Raw genomic sequence first — 25,656 nt, 5'->3', positions numbered from 1 at the left:
GTAAGGATGCAACAATTTCATGCAACAACAATCTTTGCTGTACAACATAATGGAAAATGTGCTATGAGTGGGGATGGTCAAGTTACCTTTGGCAATGCAGTCGTGATGAAACACACAGCTAGAAAAGTTCGAAAGCTTTTTAACGGAAAAGTATTAGCAGGATTTGCAGGATCTGTGGCGGATGCCTTCACGCTTTTTGAAAATTTTGAGAGTAAGCTGCAAGAATATAACGGAAATCTTCAGCGGGCAGCGGTAGAGTTAGCGAAATTATGGCGCAGTGATAAGGTGTTAAGAAAATTGGAAGCGATGTTGATTGTAATGGACCAAAAAGATTTATTGTTAATATCCGGAACAGGTGAAGTCATTGAACCGGACGATGGTATTTTAGCAATTGGTTCTGGTGGCCATTACGCGCTTGCAGCAGGAAGAGCATTAAAAAATTATGCAGAAGGTCTTAGTGCAAAAGAAATTGCAAAAGCTGCTCTCGAAATAGCGGGGGAAATTTGTGTTTATACAAATGATCGTATTATTGTGGAAGAGCTTTAATAAAAGGAGTGAGCCGCATGAAAAACAATACAATTCAGTTAACACCGAGACAAATTGTTGAGCGATTGGATCAATATATAATAGGACAAAAAGACGCAAAAAAAGCTGTTGCCGTTGCTTTACGAAATCGCTTCCGTCGAAGTTTATTATCAGATAAGCTCCGTGATGAGGTGAATCCGAAAAATATTTTAATGATTGGTCCAACAGGTGTAGGGAAAACAGAGATTGCTCGTCGTATTGCGAAGCTTGTTGGTGCTCCATTTGTGAAAGTAGAAGCAACGAAGTTTACAGAAGTCGGTTATGTTGGGCGAGATGTTGAATCAATGGTTCGCGATCTGATGGAGACATCTGTAAGAATTGTAAAGGAAGAAAAGATGCACTCTGTACAAGAAAAAGCAGAGGAAGCGGCTACACGTCGCTTAGTTGACTTGCTTGTCCCATCTAAGAAGAAAAATAGTCATTACAAGAATCCATTTGAAATGTTGTTTGGAGGAAATGCTGAGACCATTTCAGAAAAAGAAAGTGATTCTTCTGAAGAGACGAATGTAAAAGAAAGAAAACAAATGATCGCGGAGAAACTGGCGCACGGAGAATTGGAAAATGAAATTGTCACAGTAGAAGTTGAGGAACAACCAGTCTCAATGTTTGATATGCTACAAGGATCGGGTATGGAACAGATGGGGATGAATATGCAAGACGCTTTAAGCAGCTTTATGCCAAAGAAAAAGAAAAAAAGAAAGCTTCCAGTAAAAGAAGCTAGAAAATTATTGACAAATGAAGAGGCACAAAAGCTCATTGATATGGATGAAGTAACTCAAGAAGCCGTTCAACGTGCCGAACAAACTGGAATTATTTTTATCGATGAAATTGATAAAATTGCAAGTAAAGGTAATTCCTCCTCTGCTGACGTATCAAGAGAGGGCGTCCAACGTGATATTCTTCCTGTTGTAGAAGGGTCCACCGTTGTGACGAAATACGGCCCTGTAAAAACAGATCATGTACTATTTATTGCTGCAGGTGCCTTTCATATGGCAAAGCCTTCTGATTTAATCCCAGAGTTGCAAGGGAGATTCCCGATTCGTGTAGAATTACAGAAGCTATCTGTCGATGATTTTGTTCGCATTTTAGTGGAACCAGACAATGCGTTACTTAAGCAATATAAGGCATTATTGGAAACAGAAGGTATAGAAATTGAATTTTCTGACGATGCTATACGTAAAATAGCTGAAATTGCTTATAATGTCAATCAAGATACAGACAATATCGGAGCACGCAGACTCCATACAATTTTGGAGAAATTATTAGAGGACTTATCATTTGAAGCTCCAGATATTAATTTGGAAACCGTTCAGATCACTCCTCAATATGTTGAGGAGAAATTAGGAGCGATTTCTCAAGATAAAGACTTAAGTCAATTTATTTTATAAAAATTGAATTGTGATTTTAGGAGGAAGAAAGATGGATTTATTATCTAGAACGAGAAAAATTAATTCAATGTTACAAAAAGCGGCAGGTAGACCTGTTAATTTTAAAGAAATGGCGGAAACTTTATCAGAGGTCATTGAGTCTAATATTTTTGTTGTCAGTCGACGAGGAAAATTATTAGGTTTTGCCATTAACCAACAAATCGAAAATGACCGAATGAAACATATGCTTCAGGAACGCCAATTTCCAGAAGAATATACAAAAAATTTGTTTAATATCAGTGAAACTTCCCCAAATTTAGATATTAATAGTGATTATACAGCATTCCCAATTGAAAATAAGGAATTATTCCAAAGTGGCTTAACAACGATTGTTCCGATTATTGGTGCTGGAGAGCGTTTAGGTACATTGATTTTAGCTCGTCTTCAAGAGAAATTTCATGATGACGATTTAATTCTTGCTGAATACGGTGCTACCGTTGTTGGAATGGAAATTTTACGTGAAAAAGCGGAGGAAATTGAAGAAGAAGCTCGTAGTAAGGCCGTTGTGCAAATGGCTATTAGCTCCTTATCATACAGTGAGCTTGAAGCTATTGAACATATCTTTGAAGAACTCGATGGGAAAGAAGGCTTACTTGTCGCTTCAAAAATTGCGGATCGCGTAGGGATTACACGTTCTGTGATTGTGAACGCATTAAGAAAGCTTGAAAGTGCAGGTGTAATTGAATCACGTTCGCTTGGAATGAAGGGAACTTATATTAAGGTACTAAATGATAAATTCCTTATGGAACTAGAAAAATTAAAATCTCACTAATTCATATAATTGATCAATTGTTGTCCGTCGATGATAATCGGCGGATTTTTTTGTGAGGAAAGAGATAGGACCTTCCTCTTAATACCGATCAGATGGATATAAGAAAATATTCCAAATAAGTTCACAATATTCTATGAAATGGTGTGGAAATGTGCATCATAAGCGATTAGAATGAAATTTATCACCATTTGATGAATTTTGTCCCAAAAGGGGAAAATTGTGATATATTTATTGTTGTAATTTTTTTCTAAATAGTACTAATGTTATGCTATTTGGGGATTTATAGGTATAATGTATCTGTGAAATATTGGGATGAATTGTGTATAATGGTTTAGGACATGTTCATTTATTCGGGATTATTCGACAGGAGGTGACGGAACATGAATTTATTCTCGGACACTATTTCATTACTTGAACGATCTTTAGATTATTCCTCGCTTAAGCAAAAAGTCATCTCAAATAATATAGCGAATGCAGATACCCCAAAATATAAGGCGAAGGATGTAAGTTTTAAAAAAATGTTTGCCGAATCAATAGCAAATCAAAAGCAAATGTCAGCCTTTCGGTCAAACAATCGTCACTTTGATTTCCAAATGAATACGAATCACCCAGCTGTTGTGACAACTCGTCATGTGAATGTAAATAATAATGGAAACAGTGTGGATGTTGACAAGGAAATGTCTGATTTAGCAACAAATCAAATCTATTATAATGCTGTGACTGAGGGAATAAATGGGAAGTTTCAAACACTGCAAACCGTCATTAAAGGAGGAAAATAATCATGTCCATTTTTCATAGTATGAATGTAACGGCCTCGGCTTTAACGGCGCAAAGACTAAGAATGGACGTTATTTCTTCCAATATGGCAAATGTCGATACGACAAGAGCTAAGTTGGTCGATGGTGAATGGCAGCCGTATCGTCGGAAATCGGTTGTATTGTCACCAAAAGAAGGTAGTTTTCAGTCCTACTTAAACCAGGCAATGAATTCAAAAGATTTACATTCTGTGGGGCAAGGATTACAAGTGAAACGAATCGTTGAAGATGATCTTACCCCTTTCAAACAAGTATATGACCCTGAACACCCCGATGCGAATGCAGAAGGGTATGTTCAACTGCCCAATGTTGACCCTTTAAGGGAAATGGTCGATTTAATGTCAGCAACTCGTTCCTATGAAGCGAATGTGACCGTCTTCAACGCTTCTAAAGGAATGATGATGAAAGCACTTGAAATCGGAAAATAAAGGAGTGAATCCAAATGACTATTCAATCATTGAATACAGTAGCATCACCTTTTTTTAAAACCGTCAGTTCAATGAATGGAATGAAGCCCTCTCCAAATGAGTCAGGACAAAAGTTTGCGAGTATGCTGAAAGACTCAATTGAGAAGCTTAATGAATCTCAAACGCAATCAGATCAAATGACTGAGAAATTGGCAAGGGGAGAAAAAGTGGATTTACACCAAGTGATGATTACTGCTCAAAAAGCAAGTATCTCCTTACAGTTGGCGGTTGAAATCCGCAATAAAGCTGTAGAAGCATACCAAGAAATGATGAGAATGCAAGTGTAATAGACGGTTATTTAGTCAGAAGTAAGAACATAACCGGGGGATTATGATGAAGGAAAACTCGAAGCAATGGATGAATAAACAAATAGAATTTTGGAAGAGTCGATCCAAGAAACAAAAGATAATGGCGGGGGGAGTACTTCTTCTTCTCATCATCGCGATATCTATTACTGCTTACTTTGCCACTAGAACTGAAATGGTGCCACTATACAGTGATTTAGCTCCTTCAGAAATTGGCACAGTGAAAGAAAGCTTGGATACTAGAAAAATAACGTATGAAATTGTTGATGGTGGAACGACGATCATGGTTCCGAAAGAATCTGTTGATAACCTAAAGGTCGATCTAGCGGCGGAAGGTCTCCCGAAATCTGGAAATATAGATTACAGCTTTTTTAGCCAAAACGCTGGGTTCGGGATGACAGATAATGAATTTAACGTTTTAAAATTAGATGCCATGCAGACAGAATTAGCCGAATTAATAAAAGGAATTGATGGCGTAAAAGATGCCAAAGTGATGATCAATCTCCCTGAGAAAGGGATTTTCGTTAAGGAAGATGGTGAAAAGGCTTCAGCCTCTGTTGTCCTAAACACAGAAAACGGTTATCAATTTGATGAAAGACAAATTAAATCGCTTTATCACTTAGTTTCAAAAAGCGTTCCCAATTTACCTACAGATAATATCGTCATAATGAATCAAAACTTTGAGTATTTTGACATAAAAAATAATAATTCTTCTATCTCAGGCAATATGATGGCCCAACAGATGGATGTGAAGAAACAAATTGAACGAGACTTGCAGAGACAAGTGCAAACGATGCTCGGAACGTTAATGGGCCAAGATAAAGTGGTCGTATCTGTCACAGCGGATGTCGACTTCACACAGGAAAATCGAGAGGAAAATCTTGTGACACCTGTTGATGAAGAGGATATGGAAGGAATTGCAATAAGTGCACAAAGAATTACGGAAACCTACACAGGGAATGGCGCAGCAGCTGGGGGAATTCCTCAAGCTGAAGACCCAGCGGATTCTTTAGGTGGTACATATGTTGAAGGGGCAAATGGAAATGGCGACTATGAGCGTGTAGAAGAAACGATTAATAATGAAGTGAACCGAATAAAGAAAAATATTAAAGAGAGTCCTTATAAAATACGGGATCTCGGGATTCAAGTCATGGTAGAACCACCCAATTCGAAAGATACCGATTCATTGCCACAACAAAGGATAGATGACATTACAAATGTGCTGTCGACCATTGTAAGAACCTCGATTGATAAAAGCTATCAAGAAGAATTAACAGATCAAGATTTAGAAGATAAAATCGCTGTTTCTGTACAACCATTTGCAGGAAAAGTGAAGTTTGATGAGCAATCGAAACCACTAATTCCATGGTGGGTATATGTAATTGGTGGAATTTTACTACTGATTATCGGTATTCTAGTCTTCCTTATGATTCGTTCACGCCATAATGAAGTGGAAGAAGATGATTTGTCAATCACAGAGCAAGAGGAGAAAACCGTTGAAGATCTAGAAATTGCAGAAATCGATACAGAAGAATCCATACGTAAAAAACAACTTGAAAAGATGGCAAAAGAGAAGCCAGAAGAATTCGCAAAATTATTAAGAACTTGGCTAACTGATGAGTAGGAGGAATTTGAATTGGCGGGAAGGGACAAAAAGCTAACAGGTAAACAAAAGGCTGCCATTCTGCTCATCTCACTTGGACCGGATGTGGCATCATCTGTTTACAAACATCTATCAGAAGAAGAAATTGAAAAATTAACATTAGAAATTTCTGGTGTAAAAAAAGTAGATTCAGCTGAAAAAGATCATATTTTAGAAGAATTTCATCATATCGCTCTCGCTCAAGACTATATATCTCAAGGTGGAATAGGATATGCGAAAACGGTCCTTGAAAAAGCTCTAGGAAAAGACCAAGCGCAAGCGATTATTAATCGGCTCACATCGTCTTTGCAAGTTCGTCCATTTGACTTTGCAAGACGTGCTGAGCCAAGCCAAATATTAAATTTTATCCAAAATGAGCATCCGCAAACGATTGCCTTGATTCTTTCTTATTTAGAACCACAGCAAGCCGGACAAATTTTATCGGAATTACCTCAAGAGGTTCAAGCCGATATCGCCAAACGGATTGCGTTGATGGACAGTACCTCACCAGAAATCATTAGCGAAGTAGAAGCTATATTGGAAAGAAAATTAAGTGCAACTGTTACACAAGATTATACGCAAACGGGTGGAATTGAAGCGGTGGTAGAAGTATTAAATGGTGTCGATCGTTCGACAGAGAAGACAATTTTGGATGCACTTGAAATCGAAGACCCAGAACTATCTGAAGAGATTAAGAAGCGGATGTTTGTCTTCGAAGATATTGTTACACTTGATAATCGTTCTATCCAACGGGTAATCCGTGATTGTGAAAATGAAGATCTTTTACTTTCACTTAAAGTGTCTAGCGATGAAGTGAAAGAAATCGTATTTCGAAATATGTCAACTCGTATGGTGGATACATTTAAAGAAGAAATGGAATTTATGGGACCTGTTAGGCTTCGGGATGTGGAAGAAGCCCAGTCGCGAATTGTTAGTGTCATTCGCCGCTTAGAAGAAGCAGGGGAAATCATCATCGCTCGCGGCGGAGGAGATGATATCATTGTCTAGAATTATTAAATCTCGCTTTGCGAAGGAACGGGAGGAAACGTCAAAAATCATTGAAATCAAAATGATTCGGCCTCCCCAAATAGCGGAAGAAGAAGGGCAAGTAGATGAATCTAATTATTTAATCGAAAAAGAACAGCTTTTTTTGGAGGCAAATGAGCAAGCCAAAGAAATTAAGAGGAAGGCAATAGAATCCGCTGAACAAACTCGGCAACAAATAGAGGAAGAAAAACAACAATGGAACGAAGAAAAGCAACAGTTAATTGAAGAAGCATTTGAACAGGGTTTAACAAAAGGCAATGAAGAAGGAAGAAGACGGGGATATGAAGAGTGGATTTCTCAAATAGAAATCGCTAAACAAGTCATTGACGAATCGAAAATGGAATTTGAGAAAAATGTCCAGGGATCTGAAAAAGTCATATTAGATTTATCCATGAAAATAGCCGAAAAAATCATCGGAATTGCGTTGGAAAATCAGGAGGGATCATTCATATCTCTAGTCAAACAAGGGCTAAAAGCTTGCCGGGATGAACATGAAGTGCAAATCCATATACATCCGAATCAATATTCATTACTTGTTTCCCAAAGAGAAGAACTCGAAGCCATTTTCCCTGTCAATGCCCAACTTTACTTATATCCGAATGAAGATTTGCCCGAAGATGGTTGTTATATTGAAACGAAACAGGGCCATTTAGACATCAGTGTGGATAGTCAATTGCAACAAATCCGGAATAAATTGTTTGAATTAATCGAAGGAGATTTCAAATGATGAAGGCTGTTGATTTGATAGAATTGATTGAAAAGGTGGATTCATTTCAACATTACGGAAGAGTGAAACGGGTAGTCGGTCTTATGATTGAATCTCAAGGCCCAGAATGTTCCATTGGGGATATTTGTTATATTTATACAAATGGAAAGGACAAACATCAAAGAATTACCGCAGAAGTGATTGGATTTAGAGATGAGATGGTCATCCTTATGCCGTTTTCAAATATAAACGAAATTTCACCTGGAAGCTTAGTGGAATCCATTCGTAAACCATTAGAGGTGAAAGTAGGTTCTGCTCTTATCGGGAAAGTGCTCGATTCCATGGGGAAACCGATGGATGGGTCGGTATTACCGAAAGGATTAGCATCCGTCGGGACAGACCAATCCCCTCCGAACCCACTGACAAGACCCCCAATTGATGAAGGATTAGAGGTAGGGGTACGGGCCATCGATAGTTTATTAACAGTCGGAAAAGGTCAGCGTGTCGGGATTTTTGCAGGTAGTGGCGTTGGAAAAAGTACTTTACTAGGAATGGTCGCCCGAAATACACAAGCTGATTTAAATGTGATCGCCTTGATTGGAGAGCGTGGCCGAGAAGTAAGAGAATTCATTGAGCGGGATTTAGGTCCTGAAGGGTTAGCGAAGTCGATAGTAGTTGCTGCAACATCTGACCAACCGGCTTTAATGAGAATTAAGGGAGCCTTTACAGCAACATCCATTGCTGAATACTTTCGTGATAAAGGGTTAAATGTCATGCTTATGATGGATTCCGTTACTCGTGTAGCGATGGCACAAAGAGAAATTGGCTTAGCCGTCGGTGAGCCTCCAGCGACAAAAGGATATACGCCATCTGTTTTCGCCATTTTGCCGAAATTATTAGAACGGACAGGAACAAATGATAAAGGGACAATTACCGCTTTTTACACGGTGTTAGTGGATGGCGATGATCTAAATGAACCGATTGCCGATACAGTCCGCGGGATATTAGATGGACATATTGTGCTTGACCGGGAACTTGCGAATAAAGGGCAATATCCAGCTATTAATGTGTTAAAAAGTGTAAGTCGCTTAATGAATCATTTATCATCAGATGAACATCTTGAAGCAGCTTTACAAATTCGCAATTTATTAAGCACCTATTTAAACGCCGAAGATTTAATCAATATTGGTGCATATAAAAAAGGTTCATCATCTGAAATCGACCAAGCAATCGCCTATTATCCACAAATCATCTCGCTTTTGAAACAGAGAACCGATGAGAAAGTAACGAAGGAAGAGAGTATAAACTCTTTAATTCAATTAGCAAGCAAAGGGGAATGGTCATCGTGAACTACCATTTTAAGTTTGATAAAATTCTCCATTTGAAAGAAAGAGAGAAAGATGAAGTGCTGGCAACTTATAATGAATCTTTGAAACAATTTGAAGAAGTGGCAGAAAAGTTATATTTTTTACTAAAAAAGAAAGAAGATTTATTACAGTATCAAGAAAACCAATTAGTTTCAGGGTTTTCTATCATTGAAATTCAGCATCATCAACAGTTTATTAGTAATTTAGAGAAAACCATTGATTATCATCAACAACTTGTCATCAATGCTCGCAATAAAATGAATTGGTTTAGTCAGTTATTACAAGAAAAAAATATCGAAGTGAAAAAATACGAAAAGATCAAAGAAAAAGACATGAAAAGATTTAAAGCATTCCTACTTCAAAACGAAAATAAACAAATGGACGAGATTTCGACCATTCAATTTATGAACCGTGGAAATTAGGTGAGTTCTATGGCAAAAAAAAAGAAAAATGAATTAGCAGATAAACTAGAAAAGAAGGATTCTAGTAAACTTCAATGGTTTTTATTTGTCATCATCATTCCACTATTATTTGCGATGACGATCGGGTTGATCGTCATGACGATTGCAGGTGTGAATGTGTTTGAAAAAGCAAAAGATATCAGCGGGAAGATCCCGGGTATTTCTAAGTTGACAGATGCACCAACAAATCAAAAAAGTGATGAAGAATTAGAAAAGAAAGTCGTCTCCCTTCAAGCTGAAATTAAAGACCGAGAAGCCAAAATCGAACAATTGCAAAAGAAGCTAGACTCATCAGAACAAGAAGTGGAAACATTGAAAGTCGAGAAAGATCGATTAGAAATTGAGATGAAAAATCTCATGAACGAAAAGAGTCAAAAGACTGCGAATAACGAAGGCAAACAATTAACGAAAACATATGAATCCATGTCACCGAAAAACATTGCCAATATCTTACCAAATTTATCCGATCAAGATGCCGTTCAATTATTAAATGGATTAAGTACAGATCAGCAAGGAAAAGTATTGGAAAAATTACCACCAGAAACAGCCGCAAAATATACGAAATTATTGTCAAATATCACATCATAAAGGAAAGAAAGATGTCTTGATGAAGAGAGGTGGATATGAATGGACGTTGGGGTGTTTTTTAAGGGAAGGACAGAACAAGCGAATCCTTTGACGAGAAAAGCAGATGGACTGTTCACGGCAAAGGAGAATTTTGCACACACATTAGGAGCTGTTTTAAATCAAACGAATTCAATGACGGAAAATTCTTCTAATGTTAATGCTCAAGAGGAAAAAATACAAAATTTATTACAAATAATAAACACTGATCACATTGATCAAATAACCCATTCTGGTATTGAAAACACAATGGATGGTGGGCTTCCGAATTTAGAGGAAATAGCTAAATTGCTAGGGAGCCGATTGGAAGATGTAAAAAAATCGATTACTTCTTTACTGGAGAAATTATCCTCACATTTTTCAGATAAGAATATAAAGCAAAAGGATTTAGCGGAAATAGATTTATCAGATCTATTCCAAGTAGTTCAACTGATTGCCATCACACCCCAGCAAGAATTCGCTAATCTTTCATTGCATTCAGTAGAGGATGTTTTAAAAGTCGCGAAAGTATATGAATTAATGGGGAAACTTACGGATTTGCATTTCCAGGATGCGCAAAAGATCGCCGCGATAAAAGAGTCGCTATTATCCATTTCTAAAGTACTTGCGGATATGTTGAGAAATCAAAAAATGGGGACTGGACAAAAAATATTTTCTACTATTCAAAGTCTGAACAGAATAACAAGCAACCAAGTAACTCAAATAGTAGAAACAGCTTTCTCAAATTATGGAATGCAAGGGGAGAAGTCGGATGTATCCTTAAATGGAACGAAAGAGCCTCCCATTGCTGTAACTCCATTGTTTCAAACGATGAGTAGAACAGAACAGTTCACGTTATTCGTAAGCAGCCAACCAAGGCCGATGAATTTTGAACAATTTGTCGAGAAGTTTTCCCATTTATTAGCGAAATCGCAGCTGACAAATTTTCCGAACGGAAATAAATTATTGATTAAACTTTATCCGGAACATCTAGGATCTCTTCGCATTGAATTATTACAAAAAGACGGGATGTTGACGGCAAGAATCTTAGCGTCATCTCAGACTGTAAAAAACTTACTAGATTCCCAGTTACATAGTTTAAAAACAGCGTTCACAAGTCAGAACATTCAAGTGGACAAACTGGAAGTCAACTTTAATGGGACAGACCCGCAAAAATTTGACCGTGAGCCTAGTCAGCAACAATCCAATCGTGAAAATCAACGAAATGAAGAAGAACAGAATGATCGACAAGAAGAATCAAACAAGACCAATTTTAAAGAAATGCTATTGAATGTAGAAGTGTAGGTGATGAGATGTCTAGTAAAATCGATCCTAGTTTATATTTAGCAAATTCACCAACAAATCAACGGAAACCTGGCGGAGATATTTTAGGAAAAGATGATTTTTTAAAGCTTTTAATGGCGCAATTACAAAATCAAGATCCGATGAACCCAATGCAAGATAAAGATTTCATTGCGCAAATGGCAACATTCTCCTCATTGGAGCAAATGACGAATCTAGCCACTTCCTTTGATAAGTTTGTTCAACTTGAACAGCAAAGCCAACTGGTCACATATAATTCCTTCGTCGGAAAAGAGGTCACTTGGCATAAACTTGAAACGAGTGAAGATTCCAATGAGGAACCAAAAGTCATCGAAGGAAAAGGCATCGTGAAAAGTGTGAAGTTTAAAGAAAACACGGTTCAATTTATTTTAGAGGATGGCACCGTTTTACAGCCAGCAAATATTTCTCAAGTCAATCATCAACCATCTGGGAATGCCTTAGTAGATGCTAGCCATTTAATTGGACAAAAAGTCAGTTGGATGAAAGAGGAGAAGGAAATCTCTGATATCGTTCAATCCGTTTCTATGAAAGATGGCGTGATTTGGCTCCTGATGAAAACGGGAGAAAAGATAAATGCCGATCATTTGATTAAAATAGAAAAAAGTGAATAATAACAATCACTTCATGAAACATGATGTGGGATTTTATTTTGTGAATAGAAACAAAGGTAGCCGATCTGTTTGACTAATCAAAATTTAGGCAATGAGAAAGGGGAAAAAGTATATGCTACGTTCGATGTACTCTGGAATTAGTGGGGTCAAAAACTTTCAAACAAAATTAGATGTTATCGGTAATAATATTGCCAATGTGAATACATACGGTTTCAAAAAAGGTCGTGTCACCTTTAAAGATCTCATGAGTCAAACCGTTTCAGGTGCAAGTCGCCCAGGCTTAAATGTCGGAGGGCAAAACCCGAAACAAGTCGGACTAGGGGCAACCATTGCGACGATTGATTTAATCGATACACAAGGAAGTCTCCAAACAACCGGCCGAGTGCTCGATGTCGGAATAAACGGCGATGGCTATTTCACCGTAGCCCAAGGGAATAACCTTTTATATACAAGAGCAGGAAACTTTTATTTAGATAGCAATGGTTCATTGGTGACGGGGGACGGGATGAAGGTACAAGGATATAACGTGAGAGACGATGGAACAATTGATCGTAATACGATTAAAGATATTGTGCTCGATACGAATACCGTCATGCCACCGAATGAAACTACATTTGTGAATTTTGGTGGGAATTTGAACGCAGAGGCTCCAAACTATAATAATACTGATTCAAATACTGCTGATGGAAGAGTTACAATTGATTTCAAAGTAAAAGATCAACTTGGAAGAGATATTAATTTGCAAGTAGAATTTAAAAAAACTAATGAAAATAAATGGAGCTATAAGTTGAAAACATCAGATCCGAAAAACACAATAGAAGGGCAAACAAACACAGAATTATCCTTTGAAAAAGGTGTTTTAAATGATACACCCCTTGAGTCAATAACCATAAAAACAACTGATGGCTTGGAAGTTCCTATTAAACTAGACTTCTCCAACATCACTCAATTTGCCAGTGCCTCCACTGCCAATGTCGATAAAATGGATGGCAATGCGGAAGGCTACTTAGAAAGCTTCAATATCGGGGCTTCTGGGGAAATTAATGGGGTATATTCGAACGGACAGGTGGCAACGCAAGGGCAATTAGTTGTAGCAACGTTTGCCAATAATGGCGGATTAATGAAGGCTGGAAATAACTATTTCCAAGCGTCTAATAACTCTGGAATTCCGAATTATGGGGTTGCCAATGAAGGTCGTGGGGCTTTGCAATCAGGTGCTCTTGAAATGTCCAATGTGGACTTATCGGAAGAATTTACCGAAATGATCGTTGCGCAGCGTGGTTTCCAAGCGAACACGAGAATTATTACGACATCAGATGAAATTTTGCAAGAGCTTGTGAACTTAAAACGTTAATAGACTGAAACTACTTCTTTATAAAGGAAAGCTACTATTTTGAATAGGCAAGGAGGGACAGTGATATTCCCATCATGGTTAGTCTAATGTAAAAAAACTTACCCATGATGGGGAGCACTGACATACAGTGATTCCAGTGACAAGGTTAAACGGGAAATCGTTTTTACTAAATGCGATCTACATAGAAATGATAGAGTCTTTTCCAGATACGACGATTACACTGACGAATGGTCGTAAATTTGTGGTGAAGGAGTCGGAAGGAGAGGTCAAACAGCTCATCCTTGATTTCTATAAGCAAGTTCATCTTCTAGGGGGACAAATGTTGGAGGGATGCGAAGATGGAGAATGAAAAACAAAAAAATAAAATTTTATCGGTGATGCTAATCTTATTAACTGTCATTACACTCGTAGGGGCAGTCGTCATCATTATGATTCTTAAATCATCGAATACGGGAATAGCAAAAGAACCAAAAATCGATGAAGTTTTAGAGGCTTCTGTTGATGTTCCAGAACTTACAACAAACTTAGCAACGAATGATTATATTCGTATTTCGTTTAAAATCGAAACGGAAAGCAAGGAAGCAAAAAAAGAGTTAGAAAAACGCGATTTTCAAACAAAAAATATTATTATAAAAGAACTATCTGAGTTAAAATCCGATGATTTAAAGGGGAAGGAAGGGAAAGACCGGTTATGTGACCAACTAAAAATGAAGTTAAATGAAGTGATGCAAGAAGGGAAAGTTATTAATGTATACATCACCTCCTATATTATACAATAAGGAAAAATAGAATAGAGAACTGGAGGTGACAGGATGTCTGGTGATATTTTATCGCAAAGTGAAATTGATGCCCTACTTTCAGCGTTGTCAACGGGTGAAATGGATGCCGATGAATTAAAAAAAGAAGAAGAGACAAAGAAAATTAAAGTATATGATTTCAAAAGGGCTTTGAGATTTTCAAAAGATCAAATTCGTAGTTTAACAAGGTTGCATGAAAATTTTGCTAGATTATTAACGACTTATTTTTCAGCACAGCTCAGAACGTACGTGCAAATATCCGTTGCATCTGTCGATCAAATTCCGTATGAAGAATTTATCCGTTCGATTCCAAATATGACGATATTAAATGTGTTTGAGGTTCCGCCTTTAGTTGGTCGTATTCTAATGGAAGTGAATCCGAATGTTGCTTATGCGATGATGGATCGCATGTTAGGTGGACAAGGGACAAGTATGAATAAGGTGGAGAATTTAACAGAAATTGAAACGAAGATCATGAGCAATATGTTTGAGCGTGCCATTGAATATTACCCAGAGGCATGGGCGAATATAGCAGAAATTAGCCCACTTTTAACTGATTTCGAAGTGAATCCACAATTTTTGCAAATGGTCTCTCCAAATGAAACGGTTGTCGTCATTTCTTTAAATACGACGGTAGGAGAAGCGACAGGAATGATCAATATTTGTATTCCTCATGTTGTACTTGAACCGATCATTCCAAAATTATCTGTTCATTATTGGATGCAAACATCCGAGAAAAAGGAAAGAAAAGCGGGGGAATTGGAAAGTTTAGAAACCCGCATAAAAAAAGCGAATATTCCAGTCGTTGTTGAGCTGGGTGGCTCCACTATAACAATTGAAGATTTCTTATTGTTAAGTGCTGGAGATGTGATTGAATTGAAGCAAAGCATCACAGATCCTTTGCAAGTAAAAATAGGAGAAATTCCGAAATTTATAGCACAACCAGGAAAGTTGAACAATAAATTAGCTATACAAATTTTAGACTCATTGAAGGGGGGAGACAACGATGATGAGTGATGATATGCTTTCACAAGATGAAATTGATGCTCTTTTACGAGGGGGATCTAATGAAAGTGAAAAGGATCAAGAGGATGAGTTGATTCCGGAAATGAATGTTGAAGATTACTTAGATTCGTTTGAACAAGATGCCCTAGGGGAAATTGGCAATATTTCTTTTGGAAGTTCCGCTACAGCGCTTTCCAGTTTGTTAAATCAGAAAGTAGAAATTACCACCCCTGCTGTTTCGATTATTGAGAGAAAAAATATCCAAAAGGAGTTTCCTCATCCATATGTGGCCATTCAAGTTCAATATACAGATGGATTCACGGGTGCGAATTTATTAGTCATTGAACAGACGGATGCAGCTATTATCGCTGATCTAATGCTTGGGGGCAATGGAGAAAATCCTAATCCTGAGTTAGGTGAAATTCAATTGAGTGCTGTTCAAGAAGCTATGAATCAAATGATGGGTTCAGCAGCAACTTCAATGTCTACGATTTTTCATAAACGTGTAGATATTTCACCGCCTACGATCGAATTAATGGATTTAGTTCAAGGGGAGGGTGGCGATCCCATTACAGAGCTAGATTTGATCGTCAAAATTTCCTTTAAACTTCAAATTGGGAAGTTGATTGATTCTAATATAATGCAATTATTGCCATTGCCGTTCGCAAAAGGGTTAGTAATGGAGCTTATGAATCCCCCTCAACAAGAGGAAGTCACATTGACTCATCAAGAAACTAGCCCAATTCCGAGCACTCAAGCAGTAGTTGGAAATGAGGAAATGGCACATTCACAAATTGAAGCGAATGAACAGGCGAATGTTGGACAGCAAATGCCTAACCAAACTGCTCCAGTGTATAATCATGCGCCACAGCAGATGGGATCCAGCATGCAACCAACCACACCACATCATTTTGGTGGAAATGCTACACAAACACAGATACAGCAACCTGTACATGTGCAACCGGCATCGTTTGCGAATTTTGAGCAGCCATCCATTCACCAAATGGAAGCAAGAAATTTTAATATGTTATTAGATATCCCGCTTCAAGTAACAGTAGAGCTTGGTAGAACAAAACGGTCTGTTGAAGAAATTTTAGAATTAACATCTGGTTCCATCATTGAGCTGGATAAACTCGCAGGTGAACCAGTCGACATATTAGTTAATAGCCGACTGATTGCAAAAGGAGAAGTAGTCGTCATTGATGAAAATTTTGGAGTACGTATTACCGACATTATGAGTCAGAGAGATCGAATTCATAATTTAAATAATGAATAGCATTTGATAAGGGGGAATTATACATGGGAAAAAGAATTTTAATTGTCGATGATGCTGCATTTATGAGAATGATGGTTAAGGATATTTTATCGAAGAATGGGTATGAAGTAGTCGGAGAAGCAGCTGATGGAGCGCAAGCGGTAGAAAAATATAAGGAATTAACCCCAGATTTAGTGACAATGGATATTACAATGCCCGAAAAAGACGGAATTTCTGCCTTAAAAGATATTAAAGCCCATGACCCAAATGCAAAAGTCATTATGTGTTCAGCGATGGGACAGCAAGCCATGGTGATTGATGCAATTCAAGCAGGAGCAAAAGATTTTATCGTTAAACCATTCCAGGCGGACCGTGTGATTGAGGCGATTTCAAAAGCGCTTGGATCATAATAAGAAGGTGTCATTATTGAAAAATCGACTCATTACAAGTTTATTCGCCTTCACCCTTAGCTTTTGTCTTGCTTTGTTCTGGGGGAATGGAATTCAAACTTTTGCTGAATCATTTGATCAACAAAATGTAAAGGATTGCTACGAACACCCTGATAAGTGCAAAAAAAATATAGACAATACAAAGGCGAATCCAATCGATTCAACCGAAACATCTAACGGTGTTAATGCATGGAACTTTATGAAAATGATCGGTGCTTTATTATTTGTCATTGCTTTAATCTATTTTTTATTAAAATTCATTAACCAGAGGAGCCGTACATATCAGCAGACGAAAATGATTCAGCATTTGGGTGGTTCTCCTTTAGGGGGGAATCGTTCCGTACAAATTGTAAAAGTTGGGAATCGAATATTCGTTTTAGGAATCGGCGAAAATGTGGAGCTCTTGAAAGAGATTGACGAACCGAATGAGTATAATCAACTGATTCATATGTATAACGACAATATGGATCAAATGTTGCAGACGAAAGATTTGTTCACAACACTTGTACAAAAAGTAAAAGGACACCAAAAGGATCAAAAACGGTCAGGTCATCAATCGAAGCCGTTTCGTGCAATTTTTACCAACCAATTGGAAGATTTGAAGAAAGAACGTAGGAATACGCTAGAAAAGTTCGAGGATAAGGGGAAAAAGTTAGATGAATGAGTTTATGCAATTTTTTAATAACAGCTCACCTGAAAATGTCGCAACATCTGTTAAACTTTTACTTTTATTAACCGTCCTTTCTTTAGCGCCAAGCATATTAATTTTAATGACTTGTTTTACTAGGATCATTATTGTTCTATCATTTGTCCGGACATCACTCGCTACACAGCAAATGCCTCCTAACCAAGTGTTAGTTGGGCTAAGTTTGTTTTTAACTTTTTTCGTTATGGCACCAACTTTTCAACAAGTAAATGACCAAGCATTAACACCATTGTTCAATAATGATATTCAGCTTGAAGAGGCCTATACTCGAGCGAGTGTGCCCTTTAAAGATTTTATGAGTGAACATACTAGGCAGAAAGATCTTGAATTGTTTTTAAGTTATACAGAAGCGGAAAGACCAAAGACGATTGAGGATATCCCTTTAACAGTTATGGTTCCTGCTTTTGCATTAAGCGAGATCAAAACAGCGTTTCAAATCGGCTTTATGATCTTCATTCCTTTTCTAGTGATCGATATGGTCGTTGCAAGTGTCCTCATGTCGATGGGGATGATGATGCTTCCACCTGTGATGATTTCATTGCCTTTTAAAATATTATTATTTGTTTTAGTGGATGGTTGGTATTTAGTTATTCAGTCATTGTTACAAAGTTTTAAGTAGGTGGACTTCATGAGTACAGAAATGGTGATTTCATTAGCCGAAAGAGGCGTATACACGATTTTAATCATTAGTGGGCCATTATTATTATTAGCATTAGTCGTGGGTTTGATCGTAAGTATTTTTCAGGCAACAACACAAATTCAAGAGCAAACACTCGCATTTATTCCCAAAATAGTGGCTGTATTAGTAGGCGTGATTTTTTTCGGAGGGTGGATGCTTAGCAAACTAGTATCTTATGCATCTGAGATTTTTACGAATTTGACAAGGTTTGTCGGATGACATGGAAATATTCATTCCGAAATTATCGATTTTTTTATTAATTTTTGTGCGAGTTTCTTGCTTTTTTGTGACGATGCCGTTATTTTCCTATCGAACGATTCCGAGCATGCATCGTATTGCTTTTGCCCTTGTCTTATCTTGGATGATGTATTATTCGCTCGATGTGACACCTTTTGAAATAAATGCCGAGTATTATTTACTTGTATTAAAGGAAGCTCTTGTTGGTCTTTTGATCGGTTTTATTGCCTATATGATCTTAGCGGCCGTCCAAATAGCCGGGGGATTTATTGATTTTCAAATGGGGTTTGCGATTGCCAATGTCATCGACCCACAGACAGGTGCCCAAAGTCCATTATTAGGTCAGTATTTGTATATGTTTTCCTTATTATTGTTACTCGCAGTTGATGGGCATCATATCATTTTAGACGGAATTTTTTATAGTTATCAAATGATTCCAATGAAGGAGGCATTTATCCCATTTGGAAATGAAAATCTCGCGGAATATATAGTCAAAGCTTTTAATTCCATGTTTATTATCGCTTTCCAAATGGCAATCCCTGTTGTTGCCACATTATTTTTAGTAGATGTTGCCTTAGGAATTGTGGCGAGAACGGTGCCACAATTAAATATTTTTGTAGTCGGTTTTCCGATTAAAATCGCGGTTTCATTTATCGTGTTACTCATTGTAATGGGAGTCATCTTAGCTGTTGTTCAACAATTATTTGGAATGATGTTTATCGTGATGCGCGATGTGATGAAACTGATCGGGGGGACATAAGTTGAACTATTTATCCCTTAACCTTCAGTTTTTCGCTGGTGAAAAAACAGAAAAAGCCACACCAAAGAAAAAACAAGATTCTAGGAAAAAAGGACAAGTGGCCAAAAGCCAAGATGTGAATACAGCGATTGGGTTACTTTTTGTGTTTGGCTTTTTGCTTATTGCTTCAACCTTCATGGGAACAGGTGTTTTTAAAGTGTTTGAGCACACGTTTCAACATTATATGCTTATGCCCCTTACGGAAAATAATTTAAAGATGATTTCATTCGAAATGATGAAGGAATTAGCGATGATTTCAGGGCCGATTATGCTTGTTGCCCTCATTGCAGGGATTGTGGCCAATTATATGCAAGTAGGTTTTTTGTTTACGGGTGAACCTTTGAAACCAAAATTAGACAAAATCGATCCAATTAAAGGGTTTAAACGAATTTTCTCCTTACGGGCGATTGTGGAATTATTAAAATCTATTTTAAAAATATCCTTTGTTGGCGCGGTCACCTTCATCATTCTTTGGCTGAATATTGACCAAGTGCTTGGCCTTTCCTTTCAATCTTTAAAAGACACTTTAACAACGGTTGGGTCTTTAACAGTTCAAATGGGTTTAGCGGCTTCTTTTGCGTTATTATTTTTATCTCTATTAGACTATCTTTACCAAAGATATGATTTTGAGAAAAATCTTCGGATGTCAAAGCAAGATATTAAAGATGAGTATAAAAATACAGAAGGGGATCCGCTCATTAAATCACGGATCAAACAAAGGCAAAGGGAAATGGCGATGAAAAGGATGATGCAGGAAGTTCCCGAAGCAGATGTCGTCATTACGAACCCGACCCATTATGCGATTGCACTGAAGTATGATGAAGAGAAGATGGATGCTCCCTTTGTTGTTGCAAAGGGTGTCGATTATTTAGCGCAAAAAATCAAATATATTGCAAATGAAAATGATGTCATGATGGTTGAAAATCGACCGTTAGCACGGGCATTATACGACCAAGCTGAAATCGGTGAGGTTATTCCAGAAGAGTTTTTTAAAGCGGTGGCGGAAATTTTAGCTTACGTTTACCGAATCAAAAATAAATTGTAATATCCATGAAAAAGTTAGGAGAGTCCATTATGAAAGCAAGAGATATATCTGTTCTATTAAGTGTTATTTTAATAGTGGCGATGCTCGTGATACCATTTCCGCCGGGGCTATTAAGTTTACTCATCATTTGTAATATTTCTCTTGCTTTGCTTGTTTTATTAATTTCTATGAATATGAGAGAGCCCTTGCAATTCTCGGTCTTTCCTTCTTTATTATTACTCTTAACTTTGTTCCGTCTTGGTTTAAATGTGTCGACAACGCGTTCCATTTTGAGTAAGGGGGAGGCAGGCGGCGTTGTCGAGACGTTTGGAACATTCGTAGTGGGCGGAAATGTTGTGGTAGGACTTGTTGTATTCTTAATTTTAGTGATTATCCAATTTGTTGTCATTACAAAAGGTTCTGAGAGGGTTTCCGAAGTTGCGGCACGTTTCACGTTGGATGCGATGCCGGGGAAACAAATGAGTATTGATGCGGATTTAAACGCTGGGATGATTTCTGAACAAGAAGCAAGAGAACGAAGAGAAAAGGTTAGTCGAGAGAGTGATTTTTACGGAGCGATGGATGGTGCCACGAAATTTGTCAAAGGGGATGCCATTGCTGGTATTATAATCGTCTTGATCAACTTAATTTTCGGAATGATTATCGGAGTGGCTCAGCAAGATTTAGGATTTGCAGAGGCAGCTACTAGATATTCTCTATTAACTGTCGGGGATGGAATTGTCAGCCAAATTCCGGCATTACTCATTTCTACAGCCACCGGTATTGTCGTCACAAGAGCGGCTTCAAATGGGAATCTCGGGGAAGATATTATGTCACAGCTACTAGCGTATCCGATGATGTTATATGTAGCTGGCGGGACTATCTTTCTCCTCGGCCTAACTACTCCTATTAACGACATTTTGACGATTCCGGTTGCATTAGCGTTAATCACCGGAGGGTATATGCTCGGGAAAACACCAAAACATGCAGAGGAAGAGTTGCTTGAGCTAGAAGAAGAGGTAGAAACGGAAGAAATGAAAAGTCCTGAGAGTGTTGTCAACTTATTGAATATCGATCCGATTGAATTTGAATTTGGTTATGGGTTGATTCCATTAGCGGATGCGAACCAAGGCGGGGATTTATTAGACCGTATTGTCATGATTCGCCGTCAATTAGCAATTGAACTTGGCCTTGTCATTCCAGTGGTACGAATTCGCGATAATATTCAACTTCAACCAAATGAATATCGTATCAAAATTAAAGGGAGTGAGATGGCTAAGGGTGAGCTTTTTCTTGATCATTATTTAGCGATGAGTCCGGGGGGAGACGATGATTCAATTGAAGGAATAGATACGATTGAACCTTCATTCGGACTACCTGCGAAATGGATTACCGAGAATGAGAAAGAACAGGCTGAAATTTTAGGTTACACAGTGGTAGACCCACCTAGTGTTGTCTCCACTCATATCACAGAGATCATTAAAGCAAATGCTCATGATTTATTAGGAAGACAGGAAACACAACAATTAATTGATCATCTAAAAGAAACATACCCGATTTTAATTGAAGAAGTTACCCCAAATCCACTATCAGTAGGGGAAGTACAAAAAGTATTAGCGAAATTATTAAAAGAAAATGTTTCCATTCGTAATTTACCGATCATTTTTGAAACATTGGCTGATTATGCCAAAATGACATCCGATACAGATTTGCTCACTGAATATGTTAGACAAGCTCTTTCAAGACAAATCACGAATCAATTCGCTGAAAATGGTGAAACATTAAAAGTTATTACACTATCAAGGCAAATCGAAAAAACGATAGCAGATGGGGTTCAACAGACAGAACATGGGAACTATTTATCCATTGATCCAACTGAATCTCAAAAAATATTAGAGGCGATTGCAGAACAAGCAGAACAATTGTCTTATATGCAACAAACTCCGATTCTATTATGCTCGCCTGCCATTCGGATGTATGTACGACAATTGTCAGAAAGGTATTTTCCGCAGCTTCCGATTCTATCTTACAATGAATTGGAAGCGAATATCGAAGTACAAAGTGTAGGGGTGGTGAACATGAATTGAAAGTAAAGAAATATATGGCCCCCTCTATGCCAGAGGCAATGAAGCGAATTCGTGCAGAACTTGGTGAACAAGCAGTTATTTTGAACTCAAGGATGGTTTATTCAGGCGGTTTTTTAGGTTTATTTAAAAAGAAAAACATAGAAGTCATTGCAGCGATGGATCCTGAAGTGAATCATCTTCGCCCTCAGCTGAAAGACAAACCAAAAATTATCTCGAAAGACTCAGTACAACCAAGAATGCAACCGATTGACGAAGAAAAGGATAAGGAAACACTGGCTATTACGAAAGAAATGAAAGAGCTGAGAACCCTTATTCATCAATTATCAGATAGGCAATCACTGCGGATTGAAGCATATCCAGATGACATCCAGAGAATTCTCATCCAGCTTTCGGATCAAGGAGTCGAAAACATTTATCTCCATCAAATAGGTGAACATTTATTAACGAAATGGAAAGAATCGAAAGAGGAAATTGAGTTTTTAACGATTAGAGAATGGACTTTGAATTTTTTGAAAAACAAAATAGCTCCCATTCAAGGAACACTTCCTCCTTTTACGAAAAAATTCGTTAATGTAGTGGGTCCCACAGGTGTAGGGAAAACAACAACATTAGCTAAATGTGCCTCTTTGGCGGTGCTTGAACAAAGGAAAAAAATTGCCTTTATTACGACAGACACGTATAGAATTGCTGCCATCGAGCAGTTAAAAACATATGGAAACCTATTAAATGTTCCTGTAGAAGTCGTGTACAAACTTTCAGATTTTCAAAAAGCAGTGGAAAAGTTTAACGACTTTGACCATATCTTTATTGACACTGCCGGAAGAAACTACCGTGACCCTGTGTATGTAGAAGAGTTAAAAAAAGTGATCGATTTTGATGAGGATATGGATACGTACTTAGTGCTTAGTTTAACGGCTAAACAGCAAGATTTAGAGGAGATCATTGAAATATTTGAGAAAGCACCAATCACCCAATTTATTTTTACAAAAATGGATGAGACACGTAGTTGTGGAGCTTTATTTAATTTAATGATGAAATATGGAAAAGGAGTTGCTTTTATCACGAATGGTCAAAATGTACCAGATGATCTGATTGAAGCGGATGCTGAGATCATGACCAAACTTTTACTTGAGGTTGAGAAAAAATGAAGGATCAAGCAGAATCTTTGCGTTTAAAAATAATGAAAGCGCAAGGTAAACAAGCAACAACCGTTGCCGTTGTAAGTGGAAAAGGCGGAGTAGGAAAATCTAATTTTTCAATGAACTTTGCGATTTCTTTAGCGAAGAACGGGAAGAAAGTTCTCCTTTTTGATTTAGATATTGGAATGGGGAATATTCATATTTTATCTGGGCAAGTCGTGGATCGCTCCATTGCGGATTTTTTTGCGGGGGAGTATGAACTAGAAGAAATTATACTACAAGGACCTAATGAAATATCGTATGTATTCGGTGGTTCTGGATTAGCCCAAATCGTAGAATGGTCCCAAACGACTTTTGAACGATGGCTCGATGCTCTTGAATCGCTCCAGTATGAGTATGATTATTTTTTGTTTGATATGGGAGCAGGGGCTACTAGTGAAAGCTTGGAACTACTGATGTCCGTCGATGAGATGATCGTCCTTACGACTCCAGAACCAACGGCGATTACGGATGCTTATTCTATGATGAAGTATATTCAGCTAATGGTTAAGGATAAATCGTTTTATCTCGTTTGTAATCGAGCGGAGACAAAGCGGGAAGGAGTAGGAACTTTAGAACGATTGTCAATCACAATGAGGAAATTTTTACAAAAAGAAGTCAACATACTAGGAGTCCTTCCAGAGGATCCTGTTGTAAAAAAAGCGGTGATTGCGCAAACTCCTTTTCTGATTCATTACCCTAAATCCTCTATTTCGAGGTCCCTTGAACTCGTTGTTCAAAAATATCTTTCAAATGATGAAAGAACGATTGATTCCACTTTGAAAAGGAACTTTATTCATAGGTTACGACATTTTTTCTTTGAAAGGTAGTGGATTATGGCGAAAAAGAAAGTGTTAGTTGTCGATGATTCTGCTTTTATGAGGAAATTAATTTCGGACTTTTTATCTAGTCACCCCAAGCTTGAGGTCATTGGGATTGCTCGTAATGGGAAAGATGCACTAAGAAAAATAAAACAATTAAAACCAGATGTTCTCACAATGGATGTAGAAATGCCAGAAATGAACGGTTTAGAGGCTTTAAAGTTGATTATGGAAAACAATCCGCTCCCGGTCGTGATGCTTTCAAGCACGACAAAAGAAGGGACCGAAAATACCATCGAGGCGATGGAGAATGGTGCCATCGATTTTATTGCCAAACCTTCAGGAAACATCTCATTAGATTTACATAAGGTTAAAGATGAGCTTATACAAAAAGTTCTGTCAGCAAGCCATGTACAAGTTTCCAAATTGAAACAACCATCTTCCTATGAAAATGATCTCGTCATAGATGGAAAATTAACCATGAATGAGAAACATTCCTCTGCATATCGGAGTGATAGATGGAGAACGACCTCAAAGAAAATAATTGTGATCGGTACTTCAACTGGGGGTCCACGTGCATTGCAGGAAGTCCTAACGAGACTACCTGCAGATATCCATGCACCGATTTTAATCGTTCAACATATGCCACCAAAATTTACAAAATCATTAGCTACTCGTTTGAATCGCCTTTGTAAGATCAAGGTGAAGGAGGCAGAAGACGGGGAGATATTACAACTCGGAACCGCTTATATTGCTCCAGGGGATTATCATTTAAAAGTCAAGGAAATAGGTGGGACTGTCGCTGTTCATTTGGACAAAACTCCTCCAAGAAATGGGCATCGTCCAGCTGTTGATGTGTTGTTTGAATCGGTTAGTCCATTACATTTTGATAAAATTGCTGTCGTTATGACAGGGATGGGGTCGGACGGGGCTAATGGTCTTGTGAAATTGAAAAGAGAAGGAAATGTTCGGGCGATTGCGGAGTCTAAAGATACAAGTGTTGTCTTTGGAATGCCAAAATCGGCCATAGCAACCCATTTAATCGATGATGTTAGACCTGTTAATCAAATTGCCAAGGCGATCTTAAAGTATTTGCCATAGAAAGAGGTGGAC

29 protein-coding genes are annotated in these 25,656 nt (G+C 37.8%); all 29 read left to right on the top strand.

Going from position 1 to position 25,656, the window contains the following annotated elements; all coding sequences use genetic code 11:
• The first annotated feature begins 6 nt into the window (after positions 1–6).
• The 29 genes from hslV (at position 7) to J2S13_RS03300 (ending at position 25,644) form a co-directional block, all read left to right on the top strand.
• Positions 7–546: an ATP-dependent protease subunit HslV gene (gene hslV, locus J2S13_RS03440; protein ID WP_307256296.1), complete on the top strand. Its 540-nt coding sequence runs from the start codon at positions 7–9 to the stop codon at positions 544–546.
• Between the two features lie 17 nt (positions 547–563).
• A complete protein-coding gene (gene hslU / locus J2S13_RS03435) occupies positions 564–1,973 on the top strand; it encodes an ATP-dependent protease ATPase subunit HslU (RefSeq protein WP_307256295.1) in 1,410 nt (469 codons plus the stop codon).
• A 31-nt stretch (positions 1,974–2,004) separates the two neighbouring features.
• Positions 2,005–2,784, top strand: a complete 780-nt coding sequence (gene codY, locus J2S13_RS03430; protein ID WP_307256294.1) for a GTP-sensing pleiotropic transcriptional regulator CodY — start codon at positions 2,005–2,007, stop codon at positions 2,782–2,784.
• Between the two features lie 380 nt (positions 2,785–3,164).
• Positions 3,165–3,563 (top strand): flagellar basal body rod protein FlgB, encoded by a 399-nt coding sequence (gene flgB, locus J2S13_RS03425; RefSeq protein WP_307256293.1) that lies wholly within the window; start codon positions 3,165–3,167, stop codon positions 3,561–3,563.
• Between the two features lie 2 nt (positions 3,564–3,565).
• Positions 3,566–4,027: a flagellar basal body rod protein FlgC gene (flgC, locus tag J2S13_RS03420; protein WP_307256292.1), complete on the top strand. Its 462-nt coding sequence runs from the start codon at positions 3,566–3,568 to the stop codon at positions 4,025–4,027.
• 71 nt (positions 4,028–4,098) lie between these two features.
• A complete protein-coding gene (gene fliE / locus J2S13_RS03415) occupies positions 4,099–4,353 on the top strand; it encodes a flagellar hook-basal body complex protein FliE (RefSeq protein WP_503128651.1) in 255 nt (84 codons plus the stop codon).
• 46 nt (positions 4,354–4,399) lie between these two features.
• Positions 4,400–5,995 carry a flagellar basal-body MS-ring/collar protein FliF gene (fliF, locus tag J2S13_RS03410; RefSeq protein WP_307256290.1) on the top strand — a complete coding sequence of 532 codons (1,596 nt, stop codon included), beginning with the start codon at positions 4,400–4,402 and terminating at the stop codon, positions 5,993–5,995.
• Positions 5,996–6,007: 12 nt separating this feature from the next.
• Positions 6,008–7,021: a flagellar motor switch protein FliG gene (gene fliG / locus J2S13_RS03405; protein WP_307256289.1), complete on the top strand. Its 1,014-nt coding sequence runs from the start codon at positions 6,008–6,010 to the stop codon at positions 7,019–7,021.
• Complete coding sequence (gene fliH, locus J2S13_RS03400; protein WP_307256288.1) at positions 7,014–7,787, top strand: flagellar assembly protein FliH; 774 nt, start codon at positions 7,014–7,016, stop codon at positions 7,785–7,787. Before fliG ends, fliH begins: the two co-directional genes overlap by 8 nt.
• Positions 7,787–9,115: a flagellar protein export ATPase FliI gene (fliI, locus tag J2S13_RS03395; protein ID WP_307256316.1), complete on the top strand. Its 1,329-nt coding sequence runs from the start codon at positions 7,787–7,789 to the stop codon at positions 9,113–9,115. Before fliH ends, fliI begins: the two co-directional genes overlap by 1 nt.
• Positions 9,112–9,555: a flagellar export protein FliJ gene (gene fliJ, locus J2S13_RS03390; protein WP_307256287.1), complete on the top strand. Its 444-nt coding sequence runs from the start codon at positions 9,112–9,114 to the stop codon at positions 9,553–9,555. The genes fliI and fliJ overlap by 4 nt, the downstream gene beginning before the upstream one ends.
• A 9-nt stretch (positions 9,556–9,564) precedes the next feature.
• A complete protein-coding gene (locus J2S13_RS03385) occupies positions 9,565–10,182 on the top strand; it encodes a MotE family protein (RefSeq protein WP_307256286.1) in 618 nt (205 codons plus the stop codon).
• A 39-nt stretch (positions 10,183–10,221) separates the two neighbouring features.
• Positions 10,222–11,502 (top strand): flagellar hook-length control protein FliK, encoded by a 1,281-nt coding sequence (locus tag J2S13_RS03380; protein ID WP_307256285.1) that lies wholly within the window; start codon positions 10,222–10,224, stop codon positions 11,500–11,502.
• Between the two features lie 8 nt (positions 11,503–11,510).
• Complete coding sequence (flgD, locus tag J2S13_RS03375) at positions 11,511–12,152, top strand: flagellar hook assembly protein FlgD (protein ID WP_307256284.1); 642 nt, start codon at positions 11,511–11,513, stop codon at positions 12,150–12,152.
• A gap of 112 nt (positions 12,153–12,264) precedes the next feature.
• Positions 12,265–13,506, top strand: coding sequence for a flagellar hook protein FlgE (locus J2S13_RS03370; protein ID WP_307256283.1), 1,242 nt, complete (start codon positions 12,265–12,267; stop codon positions 13,504–13,506).
• A 127-nt stretch (positions 13,507–13,633) separates the two neighbouring features.
• Complete coding sequence (locus tag J2S13_RS03365) at positions 13,634–13,855, top strand: flagellar FlbD family protein (protein WP_307256282.1); 222 nt, start codon at positions 13,634–13,636, stop codon at positions 13,853–13,855.
• Positions 13,845–14,285 carry a flagellar basal body-associated protein FliL gene (fliL, locus tag J2S13_RS03360; protein WP_307256281.1) on the top strand — a complete coding sequence of 147 codons (441 nt, stop codon included), beginning with the start codon at positions 13,845–13,847 and terminating at the stop codon, positions 14,283–14,285. Before J2S13_RS03365 ends, fliL begins: the two co-directional genes overlap by 11 nt.
• Before the next feature lie 33 nt (positions 14,286–14,318).
• Positions 14,319–15,320: a flagellar motor switch protein FliM gene (gene fliM, locus J2S13_RS03355; protein ID WP_307256280.1), complete on the top strand. Its 1,002-nt coding sequence runs from the start codon at positions 14,319–14,321 to the stop codon at positions 15,318–15,320.
• Complete coding sequence (fliY, locus tag J2S13_RS03350; RefSeq protein WP_307256279.1) at positions 15,310–16,584, top strand: flagellar motor switch phosphatase FliY; 1,275 nt, start codon at positions 15,310–15,312, stop codon at positions 16,582–16,584. The genes fliM and fliY overlap by 11 nt, the downstream gene beginning before the upstream one ends.
• A gap of 23 nt (positions 16,585–16,607) precedes the next feature.
• Positions 16,608–16,973 (top strand): response regulator, encoded by a 366-nt coding sequence (locus tag J2S13_RS03345; protein ID WP_307256278.1) that lies wholly within the window; start codon positions 16,608–16,610, stop codon positions 16,971–16,973.
• Positions 16,974–16,989: 16 nt separating this feature from the next.
• Entirely contained in the window at positions 16,990–17,676 is a 687-nt protein-coding gene (locus J2S13_RS03340) for a flagellar biosynthetic protein FliO (RefSeq protein ID WP_307256277.1), read from the top strand.
• The gene (fliP, locus tag J2S13_RS03335; RefSeq protein WP_307256276.1) at positions 17,669–18,337 is read left to right on the top strand and encodes a flagellar type III secretion system pore protein FliP; all 669 of its coding nucleotides are present in this window, start codon (positions 17,669–17,671) and stop codon (positions 18,335–18,337) included. Before J2S13_RS03340 ends, fliP begins: the two co-directional genes overlap by 8 nt.
• A 9-nt stretch (positions 18,338–18,346) precedes the next feature.
• The gene (gene fliQ / locus J2S13_RS03330; RefSeq protein WP_307256275.1) at positions 18,347–18,616 is read left to right on the top strand and encodes a flagellar biosynthesis protein FliQ; all 270 of its coding nucleotides are present in this window, start codon (positions 18,347–18,349) and stop codon (positions 18,614–18,616) included.
• Position 18,617: 1 nt separating this feature from the next.
• The gene (gene fliR / locus J2S13_RS03325) at positions 18,618–19,394 is read left to right on the top strand and encodes a flagellar biosynthetic protein FliR (protein WP_307256274.1); all 777 of its coding nucleotides are present in this window, start codon (positions 18,618–18,620) and stop codon (positions 19,392–19,394) included.
• 1 nt (position 19,395) lies between these two features.
• Entirely contained in the window at positions 19,396–20,478 is a 1,083-nt protein-coding gene (flhB, locus tag J2S13_RS03320; protein ID WP_307256273.1) for a flagellar biosynthesis protein FlhB, read from the top strand.
• A 29-nt stretch (positions 20,479–20,507) separates the two neighbouring features.
• Complete coding sequence (flhA, locus tag J2S13_RS03315) at positions 20,508–22,544, top strand: flagellar biosynthesis protein FlhA (RefSeq protein ID WP_307256272.1); 2,037 nt, start codon at positions 20,508–20,510, stop codon at positions 22,542–22,544.
• Positions 22,541–23,692: a flagellar biosynthesis GTPase FlhF gene (flhF, locus tag J2S13_RS03310; RefSeq protein ID WP_307256271.1), complete on the top strand. Its 1,152-nt coding sequence runs from the start codon at positions 22,541–22,543 to the stop codon at positions 23,690–23,692. The genes flhA and flhF overlap by 4 nt, the downstream gene beginning before the upstream one ends.
• A complete protein-coding gene (locus J2S13_RS03305) occupies positions 23,689–24,552 on the top strand; it encodes a MinD/ParA family protein (protein ID WP_307256270.1) in 864 nt (287 codons plus the stop codon). The genes flhF and J2S13_RS03305 overlap by 4 nt, the downstream gene beginning before the upstream one ends.
• 6 nt (positions 24,553–24,558) lie before the next feature.
• Complete coding sequence (locus tag J2S13_RS03300; RefSeq protein WP_307256269.1) at positions 24,559–25,644, top strand: protein-glutamate methylesterase/protein-glutamine glutaminase; 1,086 nt, start codon at positions 24,559–24,561, stop codon at positions 25,642–25,644.
• Positions 25,645–25,656: the final 12 nt, after the last annotated feature.

Source organism: Oikeobacillus pervagus, assembly GCF_030813365.1.
GTDB lineage: Bacteria > Bacillota > Bacilli > Bacillales > DSM-23947 > Oikeobacillus > Oikeobacillus pervagus.
The sequence above is the reverse complement of the archived record's forward strand: the minus strand, read 5'-3'. Positions and strand labels throughout refer to the sequence as shown.

What these genes read in the sequence shown, in the direction of transcription:
- hslV (WP_307256296.1), top strand. Translation starts at nt 7, where the DNA reads ATGCAACAATTTCATGCAACAACAATCTTTGCTGTACAACATAATGGA.
- hslU (WP_307256295.1), top strand. Translation starts at nt 564, where the DNA reads ATGAAAAACAATACAATTCAGTTAACACCGAGACAAATTGTTGAGCGA.
- codY (WP_307256294.1), top strand. Translation starts at nt 2,005, where the DNA reads ATGGATTTATTATCTAGAACGAGAAAAATTAATTCAATGTTACAAAAA.
- flgB (WP_307256293.1), top strand. Translation starts at nt 3,165, where the DNA reads ATGAATTTATTCTCGGACACTATTTCATTACTTGAACGATCTTTAGAT.
- flgC (WP_307256292.1), top strand. Translation starts at nt 3,566, where the DNA reads ATGTCCATTTTTCATAGTATGAATGTAACGGCCTCGGCTTTAACGGCG.
- fliE (WP_503128651.1), top strand. Translation starts at nt 4,099, where the DNA reads ATGAATGGAATGAAGCCCTCTCCAAATGAGTCAGGACAAAAGTTTGCG.
- fliF (WP_307256290.1), top strand. Translation starts at nt 4,400, where the DNA reads ATGAAGGAAAACTCGAAGCAATGGATGAATAAACAAATAGAATTTTGG.
- fliI (WP_307256316.1), top strand. Translation starts at nt 7,787, where the DNA reads ATGAAGGCTGTTGATTTGATAGAATTGATTGAAAAGGTGGATTCATTT.
- J2S13_RS03385 (WP_307256286.1), top strand. Translation starts at nt 9,565, where the DNA reads ATGGCAAAAAAAAAGAAAAATGAATTAGCAGATAAACTAGAAAAGAAG.
- J2S13_RS03380 (WP_307256285.1), top strand. Translation starts at nt 10,222, where the DNA reads ATGGACGTTGGGGTGTTTTTTAAGGGAAGGACAGAACAAGCGAATCCT.
- flgD (WP_307256284.1), top strand. Translation starts at nt 11,511, where the DNA reads ATGTCTAGTAAAATCGATCCTAGTTTATATTTAGCAAATTCACCAACA.
- J2S13_RS03370 (WP_307256283.1), top strand. Translation starts at nt 12,265, where the DNA reads ATGCTACGTTCGATGTACTCTGGAATTAGTGGGGTCAAAAACTTTCAA.
- fliL (WP_307256281.1), top strand. Translation starts at nt 13,845, where the DNA reads ATGGAGAATGAAAAACAAAAAAATAAAATTTTATCGGTGATGCTAATC.
- fliM (WP_307256280.1), top strand. Translation starts at nt 14,319, where the DNA reads ATGTCTGGTGATATTTTATCGCAAAGTGAAATTGATGCCCTACTTTCA.
- fliY (WP_307256279.1), top strand. Translation starts at nt 15,310, where the DNA reads ATGATGAGTGATGATATGCTTTCACAAGATGAAATTGATGCTCTTTTA.
- J2S13_RS03345 (WP_307256278.1), top strand. Translation starts at nt 16,608, where the DNA reads ATGGGAAAAAGAATTTTAATTGTCGATGATGCTGCATTTATGAGAATG.
- fliP (WP_307256276.1), top strand. Translation starts at nt 17,669, where the DNA reads ATGAATGAGTTTATGCAATTTTTTAATAACAGCTCACCTGAAAATGTC.
- fliQ (WP_307256275.1), top strand. Translation starts at nt 18,347, where the DNA reads ATGAGTACAGAAATGGTGATTTCATTAGCCGAAAGAGGCGTATACACG.
- fliR (WP_307256274.1), top strand. Translation starts at nt 18,618, where the DNA reads ATGGAAATATTCATTCCGAAATTATCGATTTTTTTATTAATTTTTGTG.
- flhA (WP_307256272.1), top strand. Translation starts at nt 20,508, where the DNA reads ATGAAAGCAAGAGATATATCTGTTCTATTAAGTGTTATTTTAATAGTG.
- J2S13_RS03305 (WP_307256270.1), top strand. Translation starts at nt 23,689, where the DNA reads ATGAAGGATCAAGCAGAATCTTTGCGTTTAAAAATAATGAAAGCGCAA.
- J2S13_RS03300 (WP_307256269.1), top strand. Translation starts at nt 24,559, where the DNA reads ATGGCGAAAAAGAAAGTGTTAGTTGTCGATGATTCTGCTTTTATGAGG.